10 protein-coding genes are annotated in these 13,848 nt (G+C 62.6%); 8 read left to right on the forward strand and 2 right to left on the reverse strand.

What is annotated here, in order from left to right:
* The first annotated feature begins 147 nt into the window (after positions 1 to 147).
* Positions 148 to 1,026, forward strand: coding sequence for a DMT family transporter (locus tag Q1M07_RS02165; protein ID WP_300449973.1), 879 nt, complete (start codon positions 148 to 150; stop codon positions 1,024 to 1,026).
* Positions 1,023 to 1,877: a methylated-DNA--[protein]-cysteine S-methyltransferase gene (locus Q1M07_RS02170; protein ID WP_300449976.1), complete on the forward strand. Its 855-nt coding sequence runs from the start codon at positions 1,023 to 1,025 to the stop codon at positions 1,875 to 1,877. Before Q1M07_RS02165 ends, Q1M07_RS02170 begins: the two co-directional genes overlap by 4 nt.
* Positions 1,878 to 1,954: 77 nt before the next feature.
* Here Q1M07_RS02170 and Q1M07_RS02175 read toward each other — a convergent pair whose 3' ends face one another.
* Together Q1M07_RS02175 and Q1M07_RS02180 are read right to left on the reverse strand one after the other, a co-directional pair.
* Positions 1,955 to 3,643, reverse strand: a complete 1,689-nt coding sequence (locus tag Q1M07_RS02175) for a cation acetate symporter (RefSeq protein WP_300449978.1) — start codon at positions 3,641 to 3,643, stop codon at positions 1,955 to 1,957.
* Positions 3,640 to 3,954, reverse strand: coding sequence for a DUF485 domain-containing protein (locus tag Q1M07_RS02180; protein WP_300449981.1), 315 nt, complete (start codon positions 3,952 to 3,954; stop codon positions 3,640 to 3,642). The genes Q1M07_RS02175 and Q1M07_RS02180 overlap by 4 nt, the downstream gene beginning before the upstream one ends.
* 351 nt (positions 3,955 to 4,305) lie before the next feature.
* Between Q1M07_RS02180 and Q1M07_RS02185 the strand changes: the two genes are divergently transcribed.
* From Q1M07_RS02185 to Q1M07_RS02210, 6 genes are all read left to right on the forward strand, one after another.
* Positions 4,306 to 5,955, forward strand: coding sequence for an acyl-CoA ligase (AMP-forming), exosortase A system-associated (locus Q1M07_RS02185; protein ID WP_300449983.1), 1,650 nt, complete (start codon positions 4,306 to 4,308; stop codon positions 5,953 to 5,955).
* Positions 5,952 to 7,196: a pyridoxal-dependent decarboxylase, exosortase A system-associated gene (locus Q1M07_RS02190; protein ID WP_300449985.1), complete on the forward strand. Its 1,245-nt coding sequence runs from the start codon at positions 5,952 to 5,954 to the stop codon at positions 7,194 to 7,196. The genes Q1M07_RS02185 and Q1M07_RS02190 overlap by 4 nt, the downstream gene beginning before the upstream one ends.
* Positions 7,197 to 7,206: 10 nt before the next feature.
* Positions 7,207 to 8,490, forward strand: a complete 1,284-nt coding sequence (locus Q1M07_RS02195; RefSeq protein WP_300449988.1) for a DegT/DnrJ/EryC1/StrS family aminotransferase — start codon at positions 7,207 to 7,209, stop codon at positions 8,488 to 8,490.
* Between the two features lie 257 nt (positions 8,491 to 8,747).
* Positions 8,748 to 11,141, forward strand: coding sequence for a GNAT family N-acetyltransferase (locus Q1M07_RS02200; RefSeq protein WP_300449990.1), 2,394 nt, complete (start codon positions 8,748 to 8,750; stop codon positions 11,139 to 11,141).
* A gap of 197 nt (positions 11,142 to 11,338) precedes the next feature.
* Positions 11,339 to 12,232, forward strand: coding sequence for a GNAT family N-acetyltransferase (locus tag Q1M07_RS02205; protein ID WP_300449993.1), 894 nt, complete (start codon positions 11,339 to 11,341; stop codon positions 12,230 to 12,232).
* A gap of 450 nt (positions 12,233 to 12,682) precedes the next feature.
* Positions 12,683 to 13,741 carry an acyltransferase gene (locus Q1M07_RS02210; RefSeq protein WP_300449996.1) on the forward strand — a complete coding sequence of 353 codons (1,059 nt, stop codon included), beginning with the start codon at positions 12,683 to 12,685 and terminating at the stop codon, positions 13,739 to 13,741.
* Positions 13,742 to 13,848: the final 107 nt, after the last annotated feature.

Consider the following 13,848-nt stretch of genomic DNA (forward strand, 5'->3'; position numbering starts at 1 on the left):
ATTATCTCAGCTGTCGGGACATAGTCCGACAGGCTGCTAGCCACCGACGCGAACTGTGCGCCGGCCAGAAAAAGCGCAAGAAACGGGTGGCAAACAGGCGCCAGCCGGACGACAATCGGCTCGCCTCACCACTCGACGAAGGCCCGCATGAACGCCGCCAGCACCGCCAGACTGTTTCTTCTCGCCGCCATCTGGGGCGCCTCGTTTCTGTTCATGCGCATCGGTGTTCCGGTTTTCGGTCCGGTCGCGCTGATCATGTTCCGCGTCGCCATCGCCGCCGGCTTCCTCTGGCTGGCCAGTCGATGGCTGGGGCAGACGCTCGGCCTGCGCCGCCACTGGCGGTATTTCCTGACGCTGGGCGTCCTCAACTCGGCGCTTCCCTTCGTTCTCTTCGCCTACGCGGCGCAAGCGCTGCCCGCGTCGCTGTTGTCCATCCTCAACGCCACGGCTCCGCTCTTCGGCGCGGCGATCGGCGCCCTGTGGCTACGCCTGCCGCTGAGCATCCCGGTCGCTCTCGGTCTCGCCTGCGGGCTGGCCGGTGTCAGCCTGCTGGTCGGCCAGAACGTCGCCCTGAGCGGCGATCGCGCTTGGCCCGCGCTCGCCGCCGGCCTGCTGGCACCCGCCTCCTATGGCGTGGCTAGCCTCTACACCCGGATCCATCCGGGGCTGGCGACGCCGTTCGGCAACGCGCACGGCAGCATGTGGATGGCCAGCCTGGCGCTGCTGCCGCTGTTTCTGGTGGCCCCCTTCCGGCAAACGCCAGACGCCGGCGACTGGGCCGCCGTCTCCCTGCTCGGCGTACTGTGCACCGGCGCCGCCTACCTGCTCTACTTCCGGCTGATCGACGATGTCGGGCCGACGCGCGCTCTTTCGGTCGCCTTTCTGATCCCGGTGTTCGGCGTTCTCTGGGGAGTCGTCTTCCTCGACGAAGCCGTGGGCTGGCACACTCTGTTCGGGGGTGCGCTGATCCTGGCTGGCATCGCGCTGAGCAGCGGCCTCCTCGAGCGGCGAGGCCAGCAGGTATGAACGATCCCGGCGAACGCTGCCGAGCCTACGCCACGATCGCCAAAGCGATTCGCTTCGTGCACCAGAATTCGACCAGCCAGCCCGACCTCGAGCAAATCGCCGAACACGTGGGGATGAGTCCGTTTCATCTGCAAAGGACTTTCAGCGCCTGGGCTGGCATCTCGCCCAAGCGATTTCTGCAATACCTGACGCGCCAGCATGCGCGCGCCTTGCTGCGCGCACAGCACGACGTGCTGGCGACAGCTCATGCGGCCGGCCTGTCGGGACCCGGGCGGCTGCACGACCTGATGGTAAGCTGCGACGCGGTGACGCCCGGCGAGGTCCGTGCGCTCGGTACCGGGCTGGCCATCACCTACGGTTTCGCACCGACGCCTTTCGGAACCGTGATCGTGGGGACGACCGGGCGCGGGGTGTGCCACCTGCAATTTCTGCCGTCGGACAACCACGGCGAGGCCATTCAGCAGCTTCGATCGGACTGGCCGTGGGCAAGGCTGATCAGGGACGACAAAAGCATCGCGGAGATCGCCGGCCAGGTTTTTTGCTTGGCTGAACAACAGCCAGGGCGGCACCTGCTGTTGCGCGGTACCAATTTCCAAATCAAGGTATGGGAAGCACTGCTCAGGATAGCACCTGGCCGCCTGGTCTCGTACCGGACGGTCGCCGAAAGCATCGGCCACCCAGGCGCACAACGCGCCGTCGGCTCAGCGCTGGCGCAAAACAGAATCGCCCTCCTGATACCATGCCACCGGGTCATTCGCGAGAACGGCGATATTGGCGCCTATCGTTGGGGAAACGAACGAAAACAGGCCCTACTGGCGTTCGAGGCGGCTCACACCGTCGGCGGCCGATAGCCGATTCGACTCTGGAAAAAAAAACCGGGAGCTTGACGCTCCCGGTTTTCCGAGGACTCGAAACGACCGAATGTTACTCAGTGACCGGATGCCGAGGAAGATCCGACGCCGGTTTCCGACCGAACCTTCTGGGCCGGATAAAGAGAACGCTCGAGTTTGGCCTGCTGGCTGTTGTCCATCTTGGAAACCAGATAGATCACCAGGAAGGAGGCGGTCATCGAAAAGATCGCCGGGGACGAATAGGGGAACAGGGCGCTCCCCTTCGGATTCTTCAACACCGCTTCCCACACCGAGGCCGACAGAACGGTCAGGACAACCGAACTGACCAGGCCGACGATACCACCGGCTACCGCTCCCTTGGTCGTGCAGTTCTTCCAGAGCACCGACATGAAGAGAATCGGGAAGTTGGCCGAGCACGCGATGACGAAAGCGAGCATCACCATGTAGGCGACGTTCTCCTTCTCGAACGCGATTCCGAGGAACACGGCGACGACACCGAGGCAGATGGTGGTAATTCTGGACACGCGCAGTTCGGCCGCCGAGTCGGCGTTACCGCGCTTGATCACCGTGGCGTACAGGTCGTGCGAAACCGCCGAAGCGCCGGACAGCGTCAGGCCGGAAACCACCGCCAGGATCGTCGCGAAAGCCACTGCCGAGATGAAGCCGAGGAAGACGTTGCCACCGACGGCGTTCGACAGGTGGATGGCCGCCATGTTGCCGCCGCCCTTCAGGCCCTTGGCCAAGTCACCATCGACGTAGTACAGCTCGGGCGCCTGGGTCAGCATGACGATGGCGCCGAAACCGATGATGAAGGTCAGGATGTAAAAGTAGCCGATCCAGGTCGTCGCCCAACCGACCGACTTGCGGGCTTCCTTGGCGCTCGGCACGGTGAAGAAGCGCATCAGGATGTGCGGCAGGCCTGCGGTACCGAACATCAGCGCCATGCCGACCGAAATCGCCGAAATGGGATCCTTGATGAGCACTCCCGGGGACATGATCGCATCGTGCTTGGCATGGACTTCCACGGCCTTGGCAAACAGCGCTTCCGGATTGAAGCCGAACTGGAAGAGCACCGCCAGTGCCATGAAGGTGGCACCGGTGAGCAGCATGATGGCCTTGATGATCTGCACCCAAGTGGTCGCCGTCATGCCGCCGAACAGCACGTAGCACATCATCAGCACGCCGACGAGGATCACCGCAACCGTGTATTCGAGACCGAACAGGACCTTGATCAACTGACCGGCGCCGACCATCTGAGCGATCATGTAGAAAGCTACCACGACCAGCGACCCGGTCGCCGCGAAGGTCCGCATCGGCGTCTGCGCGAAGCGGTACGCCGCGACGTCGGCAAAGGTGAACTTGCCGAGGTTGCGCAGGCGTTCAGCCATCAGGAAGGTGATCACCGGCCATCCGACCAGCCATCCGATCGAGAAGATCAATCCGTCGAAACCGTTGGCGAAGACCAGACCGGAAATACCGAGGAAGGAGGCCGCCGACATGTAATCGCCAGCGATCGCCAGACCGTTCTGGAAGCCGGTAATACCACCACCGGCGGTATAGAAATCAGCGGCGGTCTTGGTTCTCGCCGCCGCCCATTTGGTGATGCCGAGGGTAATCGCGACAAAAACGACGAACATCGCGATCGCCACCCAGTTGGTCGCCTGTTTCGTCGTGTTGCCGAGGTCGGCGCCAGCTGCCAGAGCGCCGCCGGCCGCCAGCAGACCCAAAGTCAGGCCGAGAATATTGCGCGTCGATTGGCTGATCATTTTCTGTTCGCCTCCTTGATGATCTCGGCATTCAACTCGTCGAACTCGGTATTGGCACGCCGAACATAGACGTTGGTGAGGATGATCGTGAAAACAATCACGCCGACACCCAGCGGGATGCCGATCGACGTGACCATGCCGGCACCGATCTTGGTCGCCAGCCATTCCTTGTTGAAGGCGATCAACAGGATGTAGCCGTAATAGGCAATGATCATCAGGATCGACAGTGTAATCCCGAATGAATTGCGTTTCTCGACCAGCTGGTGATACTTCGGATTGGCCTCAATCCGTGCAACGATATCGTCGTTCACTTCGCTTTTCCTCCTCCAAAATGGACTTATGTCGAGTCACTTAGCATGACTAGCGGCAGATCATAGTGGCCATTGCTTACTTCGGGCTTACGGCAAGGAAAAAAACCATGGCACCAGCAACAGCTTGTGGAGACTCTTTCGCGTGCGGCTGTCGCTTCAAATGAATGGCGATCACCGTCGCCATGCTGGGCGCTGGCGCGTGCGCCGCGGCGATCGGCCAAGCTCGACATTTCTTCCAGGCGGCCCGGAACTTCGGGCCGCTCGCCGGCAACGGGGAACAATTTCACGGTCGAGACGCCGGTTGTCGTTAGAATTCGTCTTTGTCGCCAATCGTCCGATCGTAGCGCCGCAATGACCGATGCCAGCCTCCTCGCCGAACTGATCTCGCGCTCCGCCACTCGCCATCCCGAAGCCATCGCGCTTAGTTACGGCAAGCAGTCGATGAGCTATGCCGTCCTGCAAAAATCGATCGAGAGTTTCGTCGCCGGCCTGCTCGGTCTCGGACTGCAACGCGGCGAGCGGGTTGCGATTTACCTCGAAAAGCGCTTGGAAACGGTTATTTCAAGTTTTGGCAGCACGGCGGCCGGCTGCGTCTTCGTACCGCTCAATCCCTTGCTCAAGGCCGATCAGGTGGCTTACATCATGCGTGACTGTAATGTGCGCGCCCTCGTCACCTCGAGTGAACGGCTGCCACTGCTGACGCCGGTTCTTTCCTCCTGCCACGATCTGCGGCACGTCCTGGTGGTCGGTGGCGCGCCCCTGGCGAGCGGCGGCGCCCCGCTGGCCTGGCTGCACTGGGACGATCTCTTGCAGGCGGACGGCTCGACGAGTGGCCACCGTGTGATCGATAGTGACATGGCGGCGATCCTTTACACATCCGGTAGCACCGGCAAACCGAAGGGCGTCGTTCTGTCGCACCGCAATTTGGTCGCCGGCGCCAAGAGTGTAGCCAGCTATCTCGGAAACCATGCCGACGACACCCTGCTGGCCGCGCTGCCGCTCTCCTTCGACGCCGGCTTCAGTCAGCTCACCACCGCGTTTCACGTCGGTGCACGCGTTGTCCTGCTCAACTACCTGTTGCCGCAGGACGTGCTGCGAGCACTGGCACGAGAACGTATAAGCGGCCTGACCGCGGTGCCGCCGCTGTACATTCAACTCGCGGAGCTCGAATGGCCCGCCACCATCGGTGAGCACCTGCGCTATTTCGCCAACACCGGCGGACGCCTGCCGCGCGAAACGCTGGCCGCCCTGCGCGCGCGGCTGCCCGGCAGCAGGCCCTATCTGATGTACGGCTTGACCGAGGCCTTTCGCTCGACCTACCTGCCACCGGAGGAAGTCGACCAACGACCGGACTCGATCGGAAAGGCCATCCCCAACGCCGAGATCCTCGTCCTGCGCGAAGACGGCTCACCCTGCGCGGCCAACGAACCCGGCGAACTCGTCCATCGCGGCGCCCTGGTCGGCATGGGCTACTGGAACGACCGCGAAAAGACGGCCGAGCGCTACCGGCCACTGCCCACCAACACACCTGGCCGCGATAGCGGACTGGTGCTGCCCGAAATCGCTGTGTTCTCGGGCGACACGGTGCGCATGGACGAGCAGGGTTTTATTTACTTCATTGGTCGTCGCGACGAAATGATGAAAACCTCCGGCTACCGGGTCAGCCCAACCGAAGTCGAAGAAGTTCTTTACGCCACTCGCCTGGTCGGGGAATGTGTTGCCTTTGGTGTCGACCACCCCAAGCTCGGACAGGCCATACAGGTGATTGTCACGCCGCCCGCCAATGGCTGCCTGGACACCGACGCGCTGCTCGCCGAATGTCGCCAGCGGATGCCCGCCTACATGGTGCCATCGAACATCGCCGTCCGGCCAGGTCCTTTGCCCCGCAACCCCAACGGCAAGCTCGACCGCAAGGCCTTGGCCGGCGAATTCCTTGGCGACGCATCGGCGGCCCCAGGCGAGACCGCCCCGGAGACTCCCGGCGGAGTGGTCGTCGAATGAAGCAGGCCGAACGGAGCATGCCCAGCCACGCCTCCATGGGCCAGTTCTCGGTCGAGGACGGCGAACTTCAGGTCGGCGGCATTCGGCTGTCGCGCCTTGCCGCACGCGTCGGACAAACCCCCTTTTACGCTTACGATCGGCGTTTGCTGACGCAGCGTGTGCGCGAGCTACGCGCTGTGCTGCCAGCTTCCCTGCGGCTTCATTACGCCATGAAGGCCAACCCGATGCCGGCCGTAGTCGGTCACTTGGTGGGCCTGGTCGACGGCATCGACGTCGCCTCGGGCGGCGAGCTGAAAGTCGCCCTGGACGCTGGCGCAGACGCGCGCGAAATCAGCCTGGCCGGCCCCGGCAAGCGGCATAGCGAGTTGCGGCAGGCCGTCGCCGCGGGGATATTGGTCAATCTCGAGTCGTTTCGGGAGATCACCGAGTTGGCGGCGATCAGCCAGGCGACTGGCTACCCGGCACGCGTCGCCGTGCGCGTAAACCCCGATTTCGAGCTGAAAAGCTCGGGCATGAAGATGGGCGGAGGGGCCAAACAATTTGGCGTCGACGCCGAACAAGTGCCCGAACTGCTGGCGGCGATCCGCCATCATGGACTGACTTTCGAAGGATTTCACCTCTTTGCCGGGTCGCAGAACCTGAAACCCGAAGCGATTGTCGAGGCGCAGAGCAAGAGCTTCGAGCTGGCCCTGCGATTGGCTCGATCGGCGCCATCGGCCGTTCGCTTCCTGAACCTGGGCGGTGGATTCGGTATTCCGTATTTCCCGGGCGAACAACGCCTCGACCTCCAGCCGATAGGCGAAAACCTCGCGCTCCTTGCCCAGCGCGCGGTGCACGAACTACCCGAAGCCGAACTCGTAGTCGAACTCGGGCGCTACCTGGTAGGTGAGGCCGGCATCTATGTCGCGCGCATCGTCGACCGAAAAGTCTCGCGCGGTCAGATTTTCCTGGTCACCGACGGCGGCCTGCACCACCATCTTTCGGCGTCCGGCAATTTCGGCCAAATCATCCGCAAGAACTACCCGGTCGCCATCGGCAACAAAATGCTGACCGCGGCGCGTGAGACCGCCTCGGTAGTCGGACCGTTGTGCACCCCGCTCGATCTGCTGGCCGACCGAATGGAACTCTCCGAGGCGGAAGCTGGGGATCTGGTGGTCGTCTTTCAGTCCGGAGCCTACGGCATGACGGCCAGCCCGCAGGCCTTTCTCGGCCACCCGCCCTGCCTCGAGGTCGTCGTCTGAGCGCCGGTCCATGTTCGCCAATACCAAACACTTGGCTGACACGCGCCCCTCATGCGCCGCGAACGGCTATCGCCGCCCAACCGGCGCTAGACCACAGGCTGATCTCGAGGCACTGAAGATGAACCCGGCCGGCAACCCGAATCCCCCCTTACCGCGCACCCCCGTACTCGACTGGAGCAGCTTCTCGCCGATCGACCAGGCGCCCGACCTTCCCTGCATTGACGACGTCGGCTACTCGGCGGTCACTACCAGCGGACGCGCCGCGATCTACCAAGCCCTCCGGCAACTTCGCTTGACGCCGGGAAGCGCCGTCCTGGTACCGACGTATCACTGTCCGACCATGATCGCCCCGGTAGTTCTGGCCAATCTGGAGCCCGCCTACTTCCCGATACGATCGGATGGCTTGCCGAATCTGAACAGCATCGACAGCGCGGCAGCAAGACGGGCGAAGGCGATGATCGTGTCGCACTACTTCGGTTTTGGACGCTCTCTGGCAGAGGTTCGCGAGTGGTGCGACGAGCGCCGGATCGCGCTGATCGAGGACTGCGCACACAGCTACTTCGGCTACGCCGGGGAACGACCAGTCGGCACCTGGGGCGACTATTCGACCGCCAGCCTCTCGAAGTTCTTTCCGATTCCCGAGGGGGGTGTTCTTGCGTCCGCCCGAAGACCCATCCCCGACCTCGGCCTCTCGCCGCAGGGCTTGAAGCGGCAGCTCAAGGACTGGGCCAATGTCCTTGAATCGGCGATCGCTCACGAGCGTCTGGCCGGCATCAACAGAGCGCTCGCTTGCCTGTTCCGGCTCAAGGGCCGGTTTGGCCAGGTCAAACCGGAAAGTGACCGCAGCGTCGATCCTTCGGCCACCAGCATGATGCGCGTTTGCGATATGGGCCGCATCTCCCACGCCCCGACAACGGCGGCGCGCGCCCTGAAGGCGATCCTGCCGCGCGGCCAGATCATTACCCGACGTCGACGCAATTTCGCCCTCTACGCCCGCCACCTCGGGCAGGTACCGGGGGCACGTCCGCTTTTCCCTCACGCGGCGGCGGAAGCGGTGCCCTACGTGTTTCCCTTGTGGGTAGACGACGCCGATCGGGTGTACCGCGCCCTGCGCGAGCGCCAGTTCCCGGTCTTCCGCTGGGACAGAATCTGGCCGGACATGCCCCCGGTACGCGATGACCTGGGCCCCTCCTGGAGTCATCACGTACTGCAGTTGCTCTGCCACCAGGACTTGAGCGAGGAGGACATCACGCGCACCTCGCTGGCGACGATTGAACTATTATCCGAGTTCTAGAAAAAGAGGCTCACCGGCCAACGGCCGGGGGGCATGGACTCAGGCATACGGCGGTTGCGGACAGGCCCGATGAGCACAGCGAACATTGATAACCTTCATTGCCGGACGCCCTCCGGTCGGCGTACTCGAGCTACTCGGTCGGCGTGGCGCACATTTGGTGACCTGACCGGTTTCCCCAGCCGTCCCGGCGCGGCAAGGCGAGGTAGGATCCAGGCCAAATCGCCGAGTCGACTTTCTCCTTGAGGAACTTGGAAGATATGCCAGGCCATCGCTCGATTTTTTCTCCCGCGTTACCGATCGCCGGCTGTCAGGCAGACACCGCCGTAACGCGTGACGACGATCGCTCGACTATCGGAGACCGCGCGCCCCGCGCAACCGATTCCCCAAGACTGGCCTGGGAGGTCTGCCGCCTCGACCGTTCGCTGGGTCCGCATGGCCCGCGCATTGACGCGCTGAACCAGCGCTTGGCCGGTGGCCATCCGCTGTTCGACAGCCGTTTTGTCGGCGCGTTGCTAAGACATTTCGGCAGCGGAAAAGAACGTTTGGCGCTGTTTGGAGAGTCGGGCGATTGCCATGGGCTGTGCCTACTGAAGCCCCTTGGCCGGGGATTCTGGAGCACGTTTCAGCCGGCACAGTCTCCCATCTCGCCGCTGCTGGCCGATCGCCGTCCCCATCTTGGCGGATTGTTCAAAGCCTTGCCGGGAATGCCCCTGGCAATCGACTTTCTTGGGCAGGATCCGCAGTACTCGCCGCTGCGCGACAAGCTGACCGATCGCGGATTATCGATACCCCACACGCTGACCATGAGCATCGAACTGGACGGCGACTTCAATGGCTACTGGCGGCAGCGACCGGCCAACCTCATCAAGAACGTCCGGCGTTATCAGAACCGCTTGACTCGTTTGGCAGCAAGAACCCGCTTTCTGCGCATCGCCGACTACCCGTCGATGGCCGACGCTGTCCGCCGCTATGGACATCTGGAATCGACCGGCTGGAAAGGCGAGCAAGGAACCGCCGTATCCACCGACAACGTGCAAGGACGTTTCTACACGGACATCCTCGAAAGCTTTGCCGCCACCGGTCAGGCTAGCATCTACGAATACTGGATCGACGATCAACTCGCGGCCTCGCGGCTGGTCGTCGAGAACCCGCACATGCTGCTCATCCTCAAGACGGCCTACAACGAGTCGCTGGCGGCGTTCGCGCCCGGGCGTCTACTGCTCTTCGAAGTCATCCGCGATGCCTTCGCCAGACTGCCTAGGGGATCCATCGAGTTCTACACCAACGCCACCCCCGAACAACTCGCTTGGGCTACTCACCAACGTCTGATCAAACACCACACCGTCTTTCGCAGCGAGGCCCACGCTCAGGTCTGGCAGTGCGCACGCGCAGCCAGACGGTGGTCCAGGCCAACCGTCAAACCGACCGACGTCAGCCTTCGGCAGTTGGCGCCTGGCGAGGATCTCCCGCCGGCCTACCAAACGCTTTTTGCCAAGGCCGAGGAGCAGAGCTTCGATCTCGGGTGGCCCTGGCTGCGCAATTTCTCGTCCACCGTGGAGGACGATTCCGGAACGGCGACGATCTATGCCAGCGAGGTCGACGGCCATCCGCACGCTGCCCTTCCGGTACGGCTCTCGCCAAACGAGGCGAGACCCAGCCGGATCAAGGCCTTGAGCAACTACTATACGTCGCTCTACGCTCCTGTCCTGGCGCCGGGCGGATCGGTGAAGGACCTTGTGCCGTTGATTGTGGCGATGGCCGACCGCCACCCGAGCGCGACTGTCATGGAGTTCGCGCCCCTGGATCCGGAGTCGCCTTCGACAAACGCGCTGCGTAACGCGCTGACGGAGGCCGGCTGGATCACGCTGAGCCATTTCTGTTTCGGCAACTGGTATCTGCCGGTCACTGTTTCGTGGCAGGACTACTTGGCCGGGCTGAACGGTCAGACGCGCAACACCCTGCGGCGCATGGGCAGAAAATTCGCCGCCGCCGGCGGAAGCCTGGAAGTCGTTGTCGAGCCAAGCGACCTTGGCTCGGCGATCGACGCCTTTCAGGAGGTTTACGCAAAGAGTTGGAAGCTTCCCGAACCCCATCCGCGTTTCATTCCCGGGTTGATTCGGATGCTGGCCGACAGCGGCCGCTTGCGCTTGGGAATTGCCTGGCTCGACCAAAAACCCATTGCGGCGCAACTGTGGATCGTTCAGCAAGGCAAGGCCAGCATCTACAAGCTTGCCTATAACGAAGAGTTCGCCAGATACTCACCAGGCACGCTGCTCACCGCACAACTCATGGAGCGCGTAATCGATCAGGATAAGGTCGGCGAGGTTGACTTCCTGAGTGGCGACGATGCCTACAAACAGTCCTGGATGACCCATCGTCGTGAGCGTTGGGGCCTGGTGGCCTATAACACCCGGAGCGCTGGCGGCCTCATCGGGCTGGCCCGCGCCTACCTGATCCGAACCGCGCGATGGATTCTAAGGCAAACGAAGCCCGGCGCAGCACCCCGGCGCCCGAACAAGAACGCCGAAGCGGTCAGCACCGGGCAATTGACCGACGTTGCGGGGTCCAAGCCACCATGCCCGCCCGCCACCGCGTCGCAGCCAGCACCCGAGGACCGGCCGCTTCCTCTCTCGTCGCGACGGCCGGGCTGAAACCAGGAACCCACAACAGAAACATGTCAACTTCTCCGACCATCTCCTGGAGCAACCTGCCGGCATCCTCCTTGCGACAAGACCATGGCCTGTTGGTGGAATGGGATCGACTGAACAGCGCGCGTAGCGACCTCCCTTTCTTGATGGGCGACGCCATTCTCGCGGCTCTCGACGTCTTCGGCCAAGGACATGAGAGATTGATCATCGGCAAACAAGGCTCAGCAACCGTAGCCACGCTGGTACTCGTTCCACTCGATAACTTATCCTGGCGTACGTTTCAACCCTCGCAGATTCCACTCGGCGCCTGGGTGGCGGAGGCGCATTTGGCATTGGCGGACCTTGCCCGCCGCTTGGTCCGCGGACCGCTCGGTTTTTGCCTCTCACTTTCCATCACTCAGGTCGACCCGCTGTTCGCGCCGCGCGGCGAAGACCACGCTGACAGTCGAAGCAGTAACTATGTCGAAACAGGCTGGATCGACCTGGATGGCAACTTCGAGCAGTACTGGAGCGTGCGAGGCAAGAATTTGCGCCAAAACGTGCGCAAGCAGAAGAGCAAGCTCGTCACCGAGGGAAGGACCGTCGAGATGCGCTCGCTGACTGATCCTTCGCACTTGGCGCAAGCGGTCGAACGCTACGGCGCGCTCGAAAGTGCTGGCTGGAAAGGCCAACAGGGAACAGCGATCCATCGTGACAATGCGCAGGGGAAGTTTTACCGGCGACTTCTGGAGGACGCGGCACGGCGTGGCGAGGCCGTCGTCTATGAATACCTGTTCGACGGGCAGGTTGTCGCCTCCAACCTTTGCCTGCAACGCAAAGGTACACTGGTGGTTCTGAAGACGACCTACGATGAATCGATTGACTATTACTCGCCTGCCGTCCTGCTGCGGTACGATGAGTTGGCGTCCCTCTACCACGGAAAATCGGTTCGCCGGCTTGAGTACTACGGCCGTATGATGGACTGGCATACCAAGTGGACGGGTAACAAACGTCAGCTCTATCACCTGACGCTGTATCGCTGGCCCCTTCTCAAACCGCTCGCCGAATGGCGTCGTCGCCGAACCGTGTCACCCACGGCGGCTCACGACCATTGAGCGACCTCCCGCGCCTACCGACCCCAGAGCGACCAAACCGACCAGGGTCCGGACAGGCGTCGGCGTGCCGCCGGTAGACACAGGTGCCGCGGACGCTGATGCGCGATACCTGTGACGCTCGTCCGACCAGTGACCGCTTGGGCAAGCAACGGTGTCAATCGCCCAGGCACCGCGAAAGCACTGACGATTCTTTCACGCTCAGTACAGCTTTTCGCGTGTATCTTCCGGTCTGTATGGAGGAGCGTGGTCGAGCGGCAGGCACCGAAGCAATGAGCCGCCGTTCGCGGAAGACGGGCCCAGCGAAGCAAGCCGCGCTGGTGCGAGGGCATCGTCGAGTTGGATGCGCGACACGACCATCGACCCCAGCATCAACGCCACAGGCCGGCCAGTGATACGCTTGGCCGACCGAGTTTTTTCTACCTAGGGACTTGCGGGGAGGATCGAACGCGAATGATCGATCAGACTTCAAACTCAAGCAGGGCAGGCGCCGCATCCGGCAGCAACCGGCTCGTCGAAATCGACGCGCTGCGTGGGGTAGCGGCGCTGGCGGTAGTCCTGTTTCACTACACCACGCACTACGCGAGAGTCTTTGGGGCCGACCCGCCACCCTCGATTTCCGTGTCAGGGGGCCACTACGGCGTCAATCTGTTTTTCATCATCAGCGGCTTCGTGATTTTCATGACGCTAGACCGGACCGCGAAACCGATGGATTTTGTCGTCTCACGATTCAGCCGCCTGTTTCCCGCCTATTGGGTAGCGATCGTCATGACCTTTTCGCTCACTCACCTGTTGGGCCTGCCGGGTAAGCTGGTCGACATCGGTGCCGCAGTCGGCAACCTGATCATGATTCACGGCCTGTTTCGCGTTCCCCATGTCGACGGGGTCTACTGGACACTGGAAGTGGAATTGTTGTTTTATTGTGGGATGCTCGCCCTCTTCCGGCTGCGCCGCCTCGACAGCATTCACTATGTCCTGCTCGGTCTATTGGCGGCACGACTGACCTACTTCGTGCTGGAAAAGGCCTTTGGCATCGATCTGTCATGGACGATCTACCGCCTCCTGATCCTCCGACATATCCCCTGGTTTGCGCTGGGCATATCGATATACCTTGCCACCCGACGACGCGAGGGGGAATCCAGGCGTGCGCCAGCGTTGACCGCCGCCTGCGCAATCGTGACGCTGCTCATTGCCGAATCGGTCTTCGTCGGCATGCTGGCGGTGATTCTCGCCGGCGCCGTCTTCCTTGCCGCAACCGCGCGTCTGTCGCCACTCCGGCATGCCGTTTTCGTCTGGTTGGGCGCCATCTCCTACCCACTGTACTTGCTCCACGAAAACATCGGCTGGAGCATTCAACTGCGCTTGCAGGCGCTCGGCGTGCCGATCGATCTCACCGTCGTGCTGGCCATGGCCACCAGCCTCACCCTGGCAACCGCTCTGACGCACTGGGTAGAGCAACCGGCCATGCGCTGGATTCGCGCTCGCTACCGCCGTCGACTGGCGCTGGCATGATCCGAGTCGACCGCGCACCACGTCAAGACACACTGGCGGCGCGCTACGGCCGCTGTCTTGGCCGACAGGCGCAGCGCGGTCAAGCGGGTGAGAATAGGCAGGCCCCG

The sequence above is a fragment of the Accumulibacter sp. genome (genome assembly GCF_029255285.1).
Taxonomy (GTDB): Bacteria; Pseudomonadota; Gammaproteobacteria; order Burkholderiales; family Rhodocyclaceae; genus Accumulibacter.